The following is a 15,906-nucleotide window of genomic DNA, read 5'->3' as shown; positions in this document are numbered from 1 at the left end:
TACGCGCAGATTCCGTCACCCCGTTAGGGCAGCGGCGATAGTGATTGACAGGTCACTGCCGCTGCACAGGCCAACTTCAAGAGTCTTTTACTCGCCAACAGAGCCCTATTTCAGATCAGACAGCGATCCCGGTGGATTAAAGTTTTACCCTAGGTGGCCAGGCCAAGCCAAAATCCTCATGGTCCAATGTCAGGTTCGGGCTGTAGGCGTAGTCTTCCAAAATATTCGGCCAGCGGCTTTGAATATAAACAACCTCATTAGAAAATCTTTCCTTTTTCTCAGGCGTATCTTCCAAGCCACGCGTCGCGGACTCGTGGTGATAGAGCTCTGCAAAAGGGGTCCACACATTGATGTAGCCCGCCTCCTGCACCCTCAAGCAGAAGTCGACATCGTTGAAGGCAATCTTAAGGTTTTCTTCATCCAAACCGCCTACCTGTTCAAAAATGCTTTTCTTGATGATTAGGCAAGCCGCGGTCACAGCAGAAAACTCTTGAATCAGCGCCGCCCGGCAAAAGTAGCCGTAGTCACCTTTTGGCAAGTATTTGTGCGAGTGACCTGCAACTCCCCCCACACCCACCACGACGCCACCGTGTTGCAGACGATCATCGGGATACCACAGCCGCGCCCCTACTGCTCCAACGTTCGGCTGTAGTGCGATTGACACCATCTCATCCAGCCATTGCGGCGTGATGACTTCAATGTCGTTGTTAACAAGGCCAATCAGCTCACCGCGCGCCATTCTGACGGCGCCATTGTTCAATGCGGAATAATTGAACGGCCCATCGTCACGCAACACGCGAACGTTGTCCTGTTGGTCGAGCGCTGCAAAATATTCGATAGAAACCGGATCGTCCGATCCATTATCGATCAAGATAATTTCATAATGACTGTAGGTAGTCAGAGCCTGAATACTGTCGATGCATTGCTTGACCAACGAGTGGGCGTTGCGCGTGGGAATAATCAGAGTAACCAATGGCGGCGTCACGGGAGGCGTGTAGTGAACGCGATACATGCCCATCGGTAAAAGCTCTGTAGTACCGATATCACCTTTGCGCTGGAGATGTTCATCTAGGGCTTTAACACCAGCGAGCGCGGCATAAGGCTTCTCGTCGCCAGCCATGGCGGTACTGCCGGCGTGCATACGCCAGTGATAGAGAATGCGAGGGATGTGTACGATTTGATTGCGGTCGAGTTTCTCGATGCATCGCAAAGCCAGATCGTAGTCTTGGGAGCCTTCAAACCCTGTGCGGAACCCACCGACAGTTTTCACCAGATCCGAACGGTATACGCCCAAATGGCAAACCATATTCTGGGAGCGGAACAAGAACTCATTCCAACCCGATTTGAAATAAGGCGAGCTTCGTTTACCGGCAGTGTCGATTTTGTCTTCATCTGAATAGATAACGCCAACATCCGGACAATCATGAACAGCACGGGTCACCCAATACAATGCGTGTTCGGCGAGCAAGTCGTCATTGTCCATCAGAGCGATGTACTGCCCCGACGCCAATTCCAGCGCCGAATTACTGGCATTGGAGATATGACCATTTTGCTGGCGGAACACCACTTTAATACGCTGATCCTGCTGCTTCAGCGACTTGAGATAGGCGATGACCTCAGGATCATTGGAAGCGTCGTCCGCGATACACAGCTCCCAGTTTTTGTAGAGCTGGGACTTAACGCTCTCGACCGCCTCACGCAACAAGCCCAAAGGCGGGTTGTAGACGGGCATAATGATCGAAATGAGTGGCTTGGTTTTCCACTTACGAATTTCTTCGCTGATTTTCCAGCGACCATTTTCATCAAGGGTGTCGTAGTACTGAACCCATCTGGAATAATCGTGGCGATCTGGAACCTCACGAGTTTCCTGGCCTACAAATGCAAAGTTGCTCGCACCAGCAACCCACACCACCCGTGCCTTCAAGCCAGCAATGCCTTGTTGACGCCAAACTGCAATAGCCTTGCGCATGGTCCTGCGCAATCCACCGCCTCGACGGATAACCGCGGGCAACAGGCGCCATAAACTCTTAGCTTGTCTAACGCTCTTAACGAGTTTTCGCAGGGGTGAAGTAACCTTCCAACTTGACGATGACTGCATCGCGATGATCTGCAGGTTCAAGTTATGGATATGAGTGTCTTTCTGTACCTGCTGTACACGCAGTCGTTCTTCAAGACTGGCGATATGAACATCCTTCTCCAGCAACGACTCTTGCCACTTGGCCAGCGTGTGTTGCAGTGCCTCGTCTTTTAGAGACGCCTGTTGATGCAATGTCGCAAGGATCTGAAGCCGCTCGGCCTCTGAATGCGCGTGTTCAAGTGCAGTCGCTGCGATGAACTCTTCAATCTGGGAGTCTTTCTCGTCCAGTTCTAATTTTTTCTGCTCGCTCAAAAGTTGAACGAATGCCTCGTGTTCCTCAGCCTGCTGTCGAATTTGTTCGACGACGACTTGAACCTCTTCATCTTTTTCGCGAATGATTCGGGAAATCACATCCGCATTGTTGGATGCTATCGAAGCCTTTACCAACTCCAGAATATTTGTAATTTCTTTATTTGAGTCAACTAGCAGGTCAAGTTTGTTATTTGAACCCAGGATAACGTCAAGCTTACTGTTTGAGTCAGCAATCAAATCCAGCTTGCTACTTGAGTCTAAAAACTGTTCGAGTTTATTTTGCAATTCAGCATTATTGCGTGTGAGTCCAGATTGATTCAGCACTTCGATCTCTTGAGCCAGTTGCTCTTCCGTGAATAAGGTGAAGCTTACTTCTAGCTCTAGTTGATCGGTACCACTAAGCGTTTCTGCTTGCAGAGGAATCATCACGCTCGGATCGTCACTCAGCGCTAGATAAAGCGTGTCGCGCCCGACTTCGGAAATCCGCATCGCGGACGCAATGACAAGCGGCTGACTGATGTCATCTTGCCACTCCAAAATCTTTTCGGCGCTAGAGTACACCCTGATCGAGTGAATCGAAAAGCTTTGACGTCTATTGATGGGGTCAAACCGCAGCAATCCCCCTTTGGGCAGCGCGCGAGGAAGGGTAAACCTGATTAGTTGAGGTCCATCATCTACCACTCGGAGCAGGGCGGACTCCTCTGAAAGATTCCCTGCCTCGTCACTTATATAGAGCTTGGCGTGCTTGGACGGCATATGCGTCACGCCGAGCTTATGGACCATCGCATCGGGAGACCAATTCAGGAAGCGATTCGCGTCAGCACCGGTTACCCGCTCCTGAAAAGCCGCCTCGGTACCGATGTAGCGCGCAAGGTCTTCAGGGCTAATGTCCATACCAGCACTTGCCAACAGCTGGGTGACGAACTCCTGCCGACTGACCGAAGAAGTACTCGGATAGAAAGGACTTGCTGCTGCCATGAGCAGCAGAAGCGCCCGCATCATCAAGTAGCCGAGCTCAACGCCCTCAGAACTTTCCCACTCAACATCTATGAATTGTGGAACGTCGCCCGCTCCGACAACTATGTTTTGAGGGACCGCATCGATAAAACGACCCGGAAGCAGAGACTTGGCCGAGAGTAATTCGAAGTCGGCCCCCTCCTTTTTGAGGAGCGTCCTCAGGCACGCGAGATACTTTTGTAAAAATGGCGTAAAACCTTCCACGCTCCAGTCGCGACGTGCCGCGAGATCAAGAAATTCAAGACTGAGCACGCTGCCCTTGGCATAGGCGTCCACACTTGGAAGCACATATTTGAAGCCATCCTCAAGGCTCGCTTCCGTCACATCGCTAGCAAGAGTTCCCAGCTTTCTGTAACGGACCTGAATACCTTGCGGTGTTTTGACGAACACTGATTCCTTGCAGTAACGGGTCCTCCTGCCAGTGCTGTAGTGGTAGGCAAGCACGTCAACGTCAAGCGGTTCATTTTTCCCGCAGGACGCCACAATCAGAAAGGAGTTCGCCAGATCCATGCCTAGACGGTTGTCAATGACGACCGACCAAGCTTTTTCCAAGTTAAAGGTGGTCTGCTCTGGAAGCTGCGGATCCTTCTTAACGTTTTGCCATGCCAAGGCCGCAGCGTCGAACTCGTCACTCTCGAAGCCACCCTCCGTGATGATCGAATTGGGCAGTTTGTAATCCGGGCTGGGGGCCAGGAAGCTGGAAGAGCTAAACCCCGCGCTCGTGATTAGATCTTTGAGCTCTTTCCTGCCGTAGGTTTTGGGTTGGCCATGTTCGTAACGGCCTTCAATTCCATACATGGTGATACCGACATGATCTTCGGGAGCCCCCGCAAAATACTTCAACCCCAACTGATTTTCGATGGCGATAAATAGATGCCCATCGGGCTTCAATAGTTTGCGAACTCGCTTAAGCATTGCTAAGGCCGGATCATCGGCATTACTGAACATGCTGGCGTATTCAAGCACGCCAATCAGAGTGACCACGTCGAATTGCTCTTCGACTTTAAAGTCATCGAACCGCTCGGCCAGTACCGTGACGTTATCCAGATCCCGCGTGCGACTCGCTGCAATGGCCGCTCGACGCGGGCTTCCTTCGAGGCACAACACGTCCGCTCCGCATTCACCAAGGTAACGGCTGATGGCGCCACAACCGGCACCGATCTCTAGCACGCGAGACTTTAATAAGTGTTCAAACGGACGCAGGATATTAGCCCGCGTCGCACTCAAATGATAAAGCTTTGCCCAATCGGTGCAGTACTGCGGGAGTTCATCCGACAATACAGAAACGTCATTTGCGTTATGGATGATGCTCGCCAATTCAGTTTCGGCACTATCACCATCACTGTAGGCGATGCCCTGAAAATCAGCGCGAACCCATACATTCGTCGCATCATCCTTGGTATAGCCATAATCATCGAGTTTAAACATTTGGATCTACCGGATCGATTGTCATGGCAGCTGCAAGGTCAATCAGCCCCAACAGTTTAGGGGTAGGCTCGACAATCAAGTGAATAGAGTCATAACGTCGGTCATGAGCAATGATGTCTTCGCCCTCTCGGGAGGCGATCCCTAGGGATATAAAATAATCACCCGTCGCTAGTCTATTTATAAATCTGACACTGGCAGTCGCGGCGCTACCGGATTCTCCCATGGAGCGTGTTTCCACACACTCCAATAAATAAGAGTTAGTGCCGTAAACCGTGACCCCTTCCTTGGTTTTAATGGTGAAACCCAGAATCGGATTGATCACCGGGCGGTTAAATCTGAATGCAACACTCAGTACGATCTCTTCACCGGTTTCCGCACTGGTGGGAAACTCCCGAGCACTGGCTCTTAAATGGAAATCAAGCAGAGTGGCGGCACCGTCGCCCCAGCGATACTCATGCGGGTTGTACCCAACGCGCGATGCATAGACATCGTTATCCAGGTTAAGCAATGCATGGGGAGTTACTGGCGCTACAGACTCTTGAGGGGTACTCGCAGGTGCGCATGAATGGCCATCTTCGGGGCCATCACTGGCATTACGACCAAAGAGGATATCGGTGTAGCGGTTTATAACCGGGCGTGACGCACCGATCATTTCGACCCGACTTTGCTCCAACAGAATTGCACGCGAGCAGTGCGTGACCACCTGCTCGCTGGAGTGCGTCACTAACAGAATGCTTGTTCCATTCTCTTTGAGCTGGCGCAGGCGCTCAAAGCATTTGGCTTGAAACCGAGCATCACCTACCGAAAGAGCCTCGTCCACCACTAGAATCTCAGGGTCCACTTGTGCCTGAACGGCGAAAGCGAGTCTGACCGCCATGCCACTGGAATAAGCTTTGACCGGCTGATCGAGAAACTCTCCGATATCCGCAAAACCCGCGATAGCATCGAAGCGATCATCCACTTCCTCACGGGTAAGACCCAGTACAGCACCGTTCAGATAGACATTCTCACGCCCGGTGAACTCCGGATTGAAGCCTGAACCCAACTCGAGAAGCGCGGCGACACGTCCGCGGGTTTCAATCTCGCCAATCGTCGGCGCAAGTGTGCCGCAGATTATCTGCAGCAAGGTCGACTTGCCCGATCCATTTCGACCGACGATGCCGACTGTTTCGCCTTTGCTGACCTCAAAACTGATGTCACGCAATGCCCAAAATTCGTTGCCGTACGTGGTCAACGGATCGCCCACCCAACGCTGCAGACGCGGCACAATCGCTTGCTTCAGGCGATCGCGTGGCTTGTCGTATGTGTAAAAACATTTGGAGACATTCCGAACGCTGATTACCGAATGATCAGATGACATCAGCGAACCCTTTACGTGTTTTTTGGAAGAACCAGAATCCAACGCAAGCCATCACTGCTCCAATGATGACCGCGACCCCCAAGCTCCCCCAATCAGGCAGGTTTCCAAAAAGCAGCACGCTTCGACTCTCCTCAATGATGTAAGTCAAAGGATTGAGCTTTAGCCACGGTTTGTAGGCCTCAGGCAGCGCAGCAGCCGGGTACAACACAGGGGAAAGAAAAAGAAGTACGGTCGTGAGTACCGTTATTACATGCCCCACATCCCTCAGGTAAACCCCCAGCGACGCCAGGAACCAACTGACGCCGAGCGTCGCCAATATCAAGGGCACCAGGACCAGCGGGAATAACAGCGCAGTCCAATGGATCTGGCCCATGATCAGAAACTGAGCGGCCAGCAAAACGATCAGGCTGATGCAGCTATGAAACAACGCGGACCCCAGTGTAATCACCGGCAGAATTTCCAGGGGAAAAACTACTTTTTTCACGTAGTTGCTATTGGTCATCACGAGCGAAGGCGCACGATTAGCACATTCTGCAAACAATCCGTGAACAATCATGCCTACAAACAGCAGAACCGCGAACCCACCTTTGCCTGTATCCACTCCCACCCATCGAGCTTTGAAAATCTCGGAGAACACGAAGGTATAAACCGCAAGCATGAGGATCGGATTGAAGAACGACCATGTCAGGCCCATCACCGAGCCACGATAACGACCAATGACCTCGCGAGTAGTCATTTGCGAAATCAACGAACGATTTTTCCACAGGCTCGCAGCCAGACTGAATGGCCCCGCGGAAGGTGCGCGATGAGGGTTCACTAGGCAAACACCTCAGCATCAATCAAGCGAGGTGCACTGGCATCTTTTGCGGAAAGCGTCGGGGCTTCGCAGATCGGCCAGGCAATTGCCAGATCAGGGTCGTCCCAGGCAACACTCCGCTCGTGCTCCGGCGCCCAGTAATCCGTGGTTTTGTAGAGAAATTCTGCGCTATCGGAGAGAACAACGAAACCATGCGCAAATCCCTCCGGTATCCAAAGCTGGGATCTGTTGCTTGCACTCAGGAAGGCGCCCGCCCACTTGCCGAAAGTCGCCGAGCTTTTACGCAAATCAACAGCAACATCAAACACCTCACCGTGGGTGACACGCACAAGCTTTCCCTGGGCCTGTTGGATTTGATAGTGCAGGCCGCGAAGTACACCTTTGACTGATCGGGAGTGGTTGTCCTGAACGAAATGAGCTGGCCTTCCCAGTGCTTCTTCAAAAATTTTTTGATTGAAACTTTCGTAGAAAAAACCGCGCTCGTCCCCGAACACTTTCGGTTCGATTAGAAGAACTTCCGGGAGAACGAGTGGGGTAACTCTCATCTTTACAATATCTCCAAAATGTATCCAGGCCGACAGGGCGACGCTGCAGGTCAAAAAAAGATCTTAGGGCAAGCGCCTTGGAAGGCAGATTGCAGCAACGTGCTTCAAAAGATCTTCTCATGCAGTAAACGTTTGAGATATTGGCCATAACCGTTCTTGGAAAGCGGTGCAGCCAGCTTCTCCAACTGCTGCGCATCGATCCACTTTTGCCTGAATGCAATTTCTTCCGGACAAGCAACTTTGAGCCCTTGGCGACGCTCCAGCGTGGCAATGAAGTGACTCGCCTCAAGGAGAGAATCGTGAGTACCGGTATCCAGCCAGGCATACCCTCGGCCCATGATTTCTACAGACAGCTTGCCTCGTTCCATATAGATACGATTGAGGTCGGTAATCTCCAGCTCACCTCTAGGTGAGGGTTGAATGCTTTTAGCAATATCAACCACTTCCTGGTCATAGAAATACAGACCTGTTACGGCATAGCTTGATTTTGGCTGGAGCGGCTTCTCTTCCAGGCTCATCGCCCTGCCTTGGCTATCGAACTCTACGACCCCGTACCGCTCAGGATCGTTAACGTGGTATGCGAAGACACTGGCGCCCTCTTCCCGAGCCATTGCGTTTCTCAACAGCTCATTAAAGTGGTGACCGTGGTAGATGTTGTCACCCAGCACCAACGCCGACAGGTCGTTACCGATGAAGTCTTCACCAATAATGAATGCCTGAGCCAGGCCATCCGGGGAGGCCTGCACCGCGTAGGAAATATTCAGTCCCCAATTACTGCCATCACCCAACAATTGCTCAAAACGCGGCGTGTCCTGGGGGGTGGAGATGATCAGGATGTCGCGAATACCGGCCAACATCAGTGTTGTCAGCGGGTAATAGATCATCGGTTTATCGTAAACAGGCAACAATTGCTTGGAAATGGCCAAGGTCGCCGGGTGCAGGCGCGTGCCCGAGCCGCCAGCCAGAATGATTCCTTTACGTTTGAGCATGTTCATTTCTCTAGTGTTTCAATAAGCATCCGTGCCACACCGTCTTGCCAATCCGGCAAGAACAATGAGAAGGCGTTCTGCAGTTTTTGGGTATTAAGTCGCGAATTGCCGGGGCGTTTAGCCGGCGTTGGATAGGCCGCTGTCGCGATGGCGCCGACTGAAGCTGGGCCAACCTGAAGCTCTACCCCTGCCGCTTGCGCTTGCTCAAGTACGAATCGCGCATAGCGATACCAGGTGGTCTCACCGGCTGACGCGAGGTGGTAGAGCCCGCCCAGGTGTGACTGCTGCCTTACCGCGCGAATGGCGTGCGCAGTGACATCCGCGAGTAAATCGGCGCCAGTCGGCGTGCCGAACTGATCGTTAATGACGTTCAGGCTGTCGCGTTCCTGCGCAAGGCGCAACATGGTCTTGGCGAAGTTGTTGCCCCGTGCGGCATACACCCAACTGGTGCGAAATATCAGGTGCGAACAACCCGACGACTGAATCGCCTGCTCACCGGCAAGCTTGGTCGCGCCATAGACACTAAGAGGGCCGACCGGATCGCTTTCCTGCCAAGGCGTTTCGCCATCGCCTGCGAAGACATAGTCAGTTGAATAGTGCACCAATAAGGCATTGAGCTTCAGGGCCTCTGCGGCCAATACAGCCGGTGCCTCTGCGTTAACGCGCCGCGCCACGCCAGGCTCGCTTTCGGCCTTGTCCACGGCGGTATATGCAGCAGCGTTGACGATGACATCTGGAGCAAACCGCTGCACGGTCGCAGCAAGCCCCTCTAGGTCGCTAAGGTCACCGCAGTAGTCGAGGCTTTTGGAATCCAACGCGAGCACTTGGCCCAGCGGGGCCAAACTGCGTTGTAACTCCCATCCTACTTGGCCATTCTTGCCAAGCAGAAGGATCTTCATACAGAGCGTCCGGAATAGTTTTTTTCCACCCACTCGCGGTAAGAGCCGGATTGGATATTACTGACCCACTCCTGATTATCCAGGTACCACTCCACGGTTTTGCGAATTCCAGTCTCGAAGGTTTCTGCCGGTTTCCAGCCTAACTCGCTCTCAAGCTTACGCGCGTCAATGGCATAGCGACGATCATGCCCTGGGCGGTCTGTTACGTATGCAATCTGTTCGTTGTAAGGCTTGCCGTCCTGGCGAGGACGCAGCCCATCAAGCAAGGCGCAGATGGTATGAACGATGTCCAGGTTGGGCTTTTCGTTCCATCCCCCTACGTTATAGACCTCACCCACCGTACCGGCCTCCAGTACACGGCGGATGGCACTGCAATGGTCCTTGACGTACAGCCAGTCGCGAATCTGCTGGCCGTCGCCGTACACCGGCAGTGCCTTGCCCGCCAGCGCATTGACGATCATCAACGGAATCAGTTTTTCCGGGAAGTGATAGGGGCCATAGTTGTTCGAGCAATTGGTGGTCAGGACCGGCAAACCATACGTGTGGTGGTAGGCACGCACAAGGTGGTCGCTAGCGGCCTTGCTAGCTGAATAGGGGCTGTTGGGCTCGTACTGGTGAGTTTCGGTGAAGGCGGGATCGTCCTTGGACAAGGAGCCATAGACCTCGTCTGTCGAAACATGCAGGAAACGAAAAGCCTGCTGAGCATCTGTCGGCAAGCCTTTCCAATAGGCGCGCACCGTTTCCAGTAAGCGGAATGTGCCGACAACATTGGTCTCGATAAAGTCTTCCGGGCCGTGAATGGACCGATCCACGTGCGACTCGGCAGCGAAGTTCAGAATGGCGCGTGGCGAATGCTTAACGAGCAAGCTTTCGACTAATTGTGTATCGCCGATATCGCCATGTACGAACACGTGACGCTTATCACCCTCAAGAGAGCTGAGGTTCTCCAGATTGCCCGCATACGTCAGTTTGTCCAGGTTAATGACAGGCTCGTCCGCTTGCGCCAACCAGTCCAATACAAAATTCGCACCGATAAAGCCTGCGCCGCCAGTTACCAAGATAGTCATTTATTCAGATCTTTTTCAGTAGTGTTGCGAGGATTAGGCCGAGGTTGCCGAGCAGGGTCTGTCGATACAGGCCGGCTAGCCGCATTCCCAATAATCTTCGAAATAATGTTTGGTTTCTTGCATGTTTGAAGCGGGCAAGCGTCGCGCGGTGCCCATCACAAAGACGATGCTGCATGGATTCGAGCGCATGAATATTCTGCTCATTCCACTCGTAAAACCGTCCTTGAAAAACCATGCGCAAACGCACCCGCCGAGCAGACCAGCCTGAATTGCTGCCTATCAAGTTTTCACTGTGCTGGCGATAACGCACTTTGGGTTCAGGGTCATAGTTGACGACCCCTCCCGCACCCGAGACCAACTGATACGCCCACCAATCGTGAGCAGGAACGCTGATATCGGCACCCGCTTCCCGGATAAGATCACGGGCTGCCTGGTTAAAGACCATGGTGTTGCCACCAGCGATACTTTGAACTAGTGCATTGGCAAAACCTGACGGCAAACGGAACAGGGGCGATACCCCTAACGGCACCCCTGATTCACTGATCAGTTGGGTACGGCCGCAATAGAGAGCAGGAATATGCTGAGGAATGGTTTGCAGCCAAGCGAGCGCCACCTCGATTTTGTCTTGATCCCAGATATCGTCCTGATCAGACCACGCAAAAAAATCAGCGTCGATGTCATCTCGAGTAGTCAGCGATAAAAAGTTGGCCGCAAAGCCTCTCTTGGGTCCACGTACCACTCTAAGGCGCTCATCCCCCCAGCTATTTCGGTAGCCATCCAATAGCGCCAGGGTTCCGTCTTGGGAATCGTCGTCTGATACAACCAGGATCCAATTACCATGAGTTTGGCGCTCAAAGGAATCAAGCTGCTCGGCCAGAAAGGATTCGCCGTTGTACGTGCACATCAATACGGCGACTTTTGCATGGCAAAAATCGTGCACATCAAGAAGAGAGGCACTACTGGAAGCAAAAATAGACACGAAACTCCCTTCGTAGCGAACATTTCTGTAGGAAATGCGGACATGTGTCGTAGGAAATGATGAAGTATACAGTTATCTTCTGTAGGCACAATCCAACTCTTGATCAATGGCCACCCTCCTCCGTTTGAAGCTCCGCGCACTCCAAGTACCGACACAGCCATGCATCACTGAGTCAGCGACTGGGCAACCGGACAAACAGCCGAGGATTAATATTAAAGTGCCACATCCCTCCCCCTCCCGACTCGCTTAAACAGCCGCAACCGTCGCTGCACTTTTTACTGAGCCACGTGAAATTCAAAAACGAGACCGCCTATTCATTGATGGGTATTTTTGGGGCATGGGGCCAGAAGAATGCTTCAAATTGAAGCGGTTACAGGGAGCAACAACGCCGCTTATACCCCACAGATCGCCCCACAACCTCTTCCACGCAGCAACGCGGCATTTCAGAAGGCGATGATCGCGCCTAGGCCAACAAGGCAAATCGGCCGCATCACCAAAACGCGTCGCAAAGACGATCAAACGGGCACAATAGTCGCTGCTATACATTCCAAAAATCTGAAAAATACGAAATAGCTAATTCCTCCCCCCTAAACTCCAAGAGTGTATTTAGCAGTGATCCACGGGTCATGTTTTAACTAGCCAGCCATACATCTAAAAGCTCAAAAAGTTCAAAAATATATTCAGCTATTTCAATAAAATCTTTGATAGCTATCGAGCGACTCCCCTTGTCGAAATAGTGCCAAGACAATCAGCTCCTCCAGACTAATTACACCTATCAACAAGTGGCTAAACCGATTTACTGATTCCGCCCGATTTCACCTGAGTCCAAGCCACCCTGAAGGCGGTTTTGTATTTACCTGCCCTTGCAAAATGCCTTACCTATCCGAACGGTCAGTACTCGCCCGCTTGCCCGTTGGGCTGAATCGTCCACAGCCCTTTCGTGCCTGAAGCAACGCATAAACCCCGATTGCTACCCGTTAAATGCCTGACGCTGCGCTGAAGGCAGTTGCCACGTAATAAACACACGCCACTTCATCTGGATATCCGAGATGTCTTTGTCGATATCCCTCGGCAAACGCCTCGTGCGACTGTTCTCCCGTTTGGAAAGCCCCCCAGCACGCGATGCAGGCCAACCAGGTATCACCTGGCTTTTTGGATTACTTCTCAGCTCGATATCTTGGCAAAACCTTTTCAACGCACATCCACGGTGTCGACGATATGTTTCTTGAAACGCCCTTCGATCCAAGTACGCCCAACCCATCCTCACCCCACTGAAGATTGTCTGAGCAGGCAATATCGGCAGGAGCCAAGGCTTGGAAAAAACTTTGCCTCCACTGGCTGAATAGCTGGCATACAGCGCGTTTTTATGTGATCGGCGACGGCATTACGATGAAGAAGTTGAGCGAAGCACTCATCAAAAGGCCGTCACGAATGTCGAACTCATTCCCCCGATATCTCGTGACAAATTGATTCACTATTATCAGCACGCAAATGCGCCGTTCTTGCACCTGAATAGCTTCAATGGCTCTTGAAAAATCGTGCCCTCCAAACTGCTCGAATACGCAGCCACCGGCAAACCAATCCTGGCGGGCCTGGGCGGTTATTCAAAAAGGTTCACCATTTACATCATCCCCAATGCTTCTGTATTTGCCCTCGCAAACCCTGATGCCGTGGCTGCCGCACTCGCCAAGGTGACCCTGGGCACTACTGACCGTGCTGCATTTATCCAGGAGTACTACGGCAGCAACGTTCAATAGCCTATAGCGATCGACATTCTCAATACCGGAAAACTCAAATAGAACAGTGAGGTGGCGTCCGACCGAGGGATTGTTGCAAAAATAAGTTAAATAAACCCCCGTTCCGGTCGATACCCCCTGAAAGCCTTGCGGATTGAACAACCATGCGTAATAACCAACCCGTTACCCAGCGCGAACGTACCTTCCCCGCTCAGCAACGGTTGATCTCAACCACAGATGCCAAAGGCGTGATCACCTACTGCAACGATGCTTTCGTCGAGATCAGTGGGTTTAGTCGCGAAGAACTGGTACGCGCCCCGCACAACCTGGTTCGTCACCCGGATGTGCCGGCGGCGGTGTTCGGGCATATGTGGGCCACGCTCAAACAAGGCTTGCCATGGATGGGCATCGTTAAGAACCGCTGCAAGACGGGCGATCACTACTGGGTTAACGCCTATGTGACGCCGGTCTTCGAAGGCAATCAGGTGGTCGGCTACGAATCGGTGCGCATCAAGCCCACCGCCGAGCAGATCCGCCGGGCCGAAGCGCTCTACCAACGTATCAACCAGGGCAAGTCGGCCGTTCCCCAGCGGGACAAGTGGCTGCCGGTGTTGCAGGACTGGCTGCCGTTTATCCTGATCAGCCAGCTGAGCTTCATGATTGGCGTGTCGCTCAACTCCCACTGGGGCTTTGCCCTGGCGGCGGGTTTGTCGGTGCCGTTGGGCCTGCTGGGCCTGAGCTGGCAACAGCGCGGTCTCAAGCGCCTGCTGCGTTTGGCCGAGCAGACCACCTCCGACCCGTTGATCGCGCAGATGTACACCGACAGCCGTGGCGCTCAGGCGCGCCTGGAGATGTCGATCCTCAGCCAGGAAGCGCGTCTGAAGACATGCCTTACACGCTTGCAGGACACTGCTGAGCATCTCAACGAGCAAGCGGCGCAGTCCAACACCCTGGCCCACAACAGCTCCAGCGGCCTGGAACGCCAGCGCGTGGAAACCGAACAGGTGGCCACGGCGGTCAACCAGATGGCGGCGACCACCCAGGAAGTCGCCAGCCATGTGCAGCGCACGGCGGACGCCACCCAGGAAGCCAATCGCTTGACCGGTCGCGGCCGCGATATCGCCGGGGAAACCCGCGAGGCCATTCAGCGTCTGTCGGTTGCCGTGGGTGAGACGGGCGTGACCGTCACTCAACTGGCCAAGGACAGCGATGAGATCGGCGGTGTTGTTGATGTGATCAAGGGCATTGCCGACCAGACCAACCTGTTGGCATTGAACGCCGCTATCGAAGCCGCTCGTGCCGGCGAGATGGGCCGAGGCTTTGCCGTGGTAGCCGACGAAGTACGGCAGCTGGCGCAGCGTACGGCCGAGTCGACCGGGCAGATCCATGCTCTGATCGCCAAGCTGCAACACACCGCCGCCGCCGCTGTGCAAACCATGGACGCCGGGCATCGCCAGGCCGAAGAAGGTGTGGCGCGGGTGATGGAAGCGGATCAGGCGTTGGTGGGCATTAGTGAGGCGGTAGCGCATATCACTGACATGACCACGCAAATTGCAGCGGCGACTGAAGAGCAAAGCTCGGTAGCCGAAGAGATCAGCCGTAACATCAGCACCATTGCGCTGTTGGCAGATCAGACCTCGGAGCAGGCGATGAACTCGGCGCAGTTGAGTGAGGAATTGACGCATACCGCCAATACCCAGTACTCGCTGGTGGAGCGTTTTAACCGCTAGACCGCTATCGGGGGCAGGGTTATCTACACAACGCCTAAAGGCAGACACATAACTCTGTGGTGAGCGGGCTTGCCCGCGCTGGGCTGCGAAGCAGCCCTAACCCAGACACCGCATTTTTTCAGCAACACCCGACTGGCAGGTTTTGGGGCTGCTGCGCAGCCCAGCGCGGGGCAAGCCCGCTCCCCACAAGAGCCTCGTTTTCTAAGGGTATGTTTGCATCGAAGATGTGTAGATACCTACGTCCCGATACGTCCCTAACAGGCGCCGAGAAACCTGGCGACCTGCACCGCCGCAGCCTCCAGATGCTGCTCATGGCTAAACCCCGAAGCCTTCAACGGCTTCAAATCATGATCCCCCGCCACCAGCCACATCACCTCGATGCTCGGTGACAACACATACCCCTCCACCGCCGCCCGATTGCCCAGCGCATCGCGCTCGCCCTGCACAATCAACGTCGGCGTCTTTAGCTCGGCCAAATGCTCGACCCTCGGTTTTTCCGGCTTGCCCACCGCGTAGAACGGATAGCCCAGGCACACCAACGCGTCCGCGGCCAATTCATCGGCCAACAGACTCGCCATGCGCCCGCCCATGGACTTGCCACCAATGGCGAGTTTCCCAGCGACATGACGTCGCACCTCGGCATGCACTTCGCGCCAGGCTTCCAGCAGTTTCGGCGCCGGGTTGGGTGGGCGTTTGCCACCGTCCAATCGACGCTGGGCCATGTAGGGAAACTCGAAGCGCAACACGTTGACGCCATGCCCGGCAAGGCGTGCAGCCATGTCGTTCATGAAGGATGAGTCCATCGGTGCGCCGGCGCCGTGGGCCAGGATCAGCGTCACCGGCGTATGCGCGATAGACCCTTTCGCGACATCCCACAACCAGCCGTGTTCCCGCACACACTGCGCCCATTGATCCCCGTCAATACTGGCCTTGTGCTCTTTGCCCATGCT

11 protein-coding genes are annotated in these 15,906 nt (G+C 53.7%); 2 read left to right on the top strand and 9 right to left on the bottom strand.

Translation table 11 applies throughout. The annotated features are described in order from the left end of the window. Window positions 1-136: 136 nt before the first annotated feature. The 8 genes from AOA61_RS25325 to AOA61_RS25290 form a co-directional block, all read right to left on the bottom strand. On the bottom strand, window positions 137-4,834 hold the full coding sequence (locus AOA61_RS25325; protein WP_099602968.1) for a glycosyltransferase: 4,698 nt from the start codon (window positions 4,832-4,834) through the stop codon (window positions 137-139). Next, window positions 4,827-6,194 (bottom strand): ABC transporter ATP-binding protein, encoded by a 1,368-nt coding sequence (locus AOA61_RS25320; RefSeq protein ID WP_099602967.1) that lies wholly within the window; start codon window positions 6,192-6,194, stop codon window positions 4,827-4,829. The genes AOA61_RS25325 and AOA61_RS25320 overlap by 8 nt, the downstream gene beginning before the upstream one ends. Then, on the bottom strand, window positions 6,184-7,011 hold the full coding sequence (locus tag AOA61_RS25315) for an ABC transporter permease (RefSeq protein WP_099602966.1): 828 nt from the start codon (window positions 7,009-7,011) through the stop codon (window positions 6,184-6,186). The genes AOA61_RS25320 and AOA61_RS25315 overlap by 11 nt, the downstream gene beginning before the upstream one ends. Next, window positions 7,011-7,556: a dTDP-4-dehydrorhamnose 3,5-epimerase gene (rfbC, locus tag AOA61_RS25310; RefSeq protein ID WP_099602965.1), complete on the bottom strand. Its 546-nt coding sequence runs from the start codon at window positions 7,554-7,556 to the stop codon at window positions 7,011-7,013. Before rfbC ends, AOA61_RS25315 begins: the two co-directional genes overlap by 1 nt. Window positions 7,557-7,660: 104 nt before the next feature. Then, on the bottom strand, window positions 7,661-8,545 hold the full coding sequence (gene rfbA / locus AOA61_RS25305; RefSeq protein ID WP_099602964.1) for a glucose-1-phosphate thymidylyltransferase RfbA: 885 nt from the start codon (window positions 8,543-8,545) through the stop codon (window positions 7,661-7,663). Window positions 8,546-8,547: 2 nt separating this feature from the next. Further along, window positions 8,548-9,444 (bottom strand): dTDP-4-dehydrorhamnose reductase, encoded by an 897-nt coding sequence (gene rfbD, locus AOA61_RS25300; RefSeq protein WP_099602963.1) that lies wholly within the window; start codon window positions 9,442-9,444, stop codon window positions 8,548-8,550. Further along, a complete protein-coding gene (rfbB, locus tag AOA61_RS25295) occupies window positions 9,441-10,511 on the bottom strand; it encodes a dTDP-glucose 4,6-dehydratase (protein WP_099602962.1) in 1,071 nt (356 codons plus the stop codon). The genes rfbD and rfbB overlap by 4 nt, the downstream gene beginning before the upstream one ends. A gap of 4 nt (window positions 10,512-10,515) precedes the next feature. Then, on the bottom strand, window positions 10,516-11,490 hold the full coding sequence (locus AOA61_RS25290) for a glycosyltransferase family 2 protein (RefSeq protein ID WP_241150110.1): 975 nt from the start codon (window positions 11,488-11,490) through the stop codon (window positions 10,516-10,518). 1,538 nt (window positions 11,491-13,028) lie between these two features. Here AOA61_RS25290 and AOA61_RS25285 point away from each other — a divergent pair. Together AOA61_RS25285 and AOA61_RS25280 are read left to right on the top strand one after the other, a co-directional pair. Further along, the gene (locus AOA61_RS25285; RefSeq protein ID WP_099602960.1) at window positions 13,029-13,247 is read left to right on the top strand and encodes a hypothetical protein; all 219 of its coding nucleotides are present in this window, start codon (window positions 13,029-13,031) and stop codon (window positions 13,245-13,247) included. A 143-nt stretch (window positions 13,248-13,390) separates the two neighbouring features. Continuing rightward, window positions 13,391-14,956 carry a PAS domain-containing methyl-accepting chemotaxis protein gene (locus AOA61_RS25280; protein ID WP_032887688.1) on the top strand — a complete coding sequence of 522 codons (1,566 nt, stop codon included), beginning with the start codon at window positions 13,391-13,393 and terminating at the stop codon, window positions 14,954-14,956. 254 nt (window positions 14,957-15,210) lie between these two features. Here AOA61_RS25280 and AOA61_RS25275 read toward each other — a convergent pair whose 3' ends face one another. Beyond that, complete coding sequence (locus tag AOA61_RS25275; RefSeq protein WP_099602959.1) at window positions 15,211-15,903, bottom strand: alpha/beta family hydrolase; 693 nt, start codon at window positions 15,901-15,903, stop codon at window positions 15,211-15,213. Window positions 15,904-15,906: the final 3 nt, after the last annotated feature.

Source organism: Pseudomonas sp. 2995-1 (assembly GCF_002742505.1).
In the GTDB taxonomy this organism is placed as follows: Bacteria; Pseudomonadota; Gammaproteobacteria; order Pseudomonadales; family Pseudomonadaceae; genus Aquipseudomonas; species Aquipseudomonas sivasensis.
Note: the sequence above shows the minus strand (reverse complement) of the source record. Positions and strands in the feature narration are given on the sequence as shown.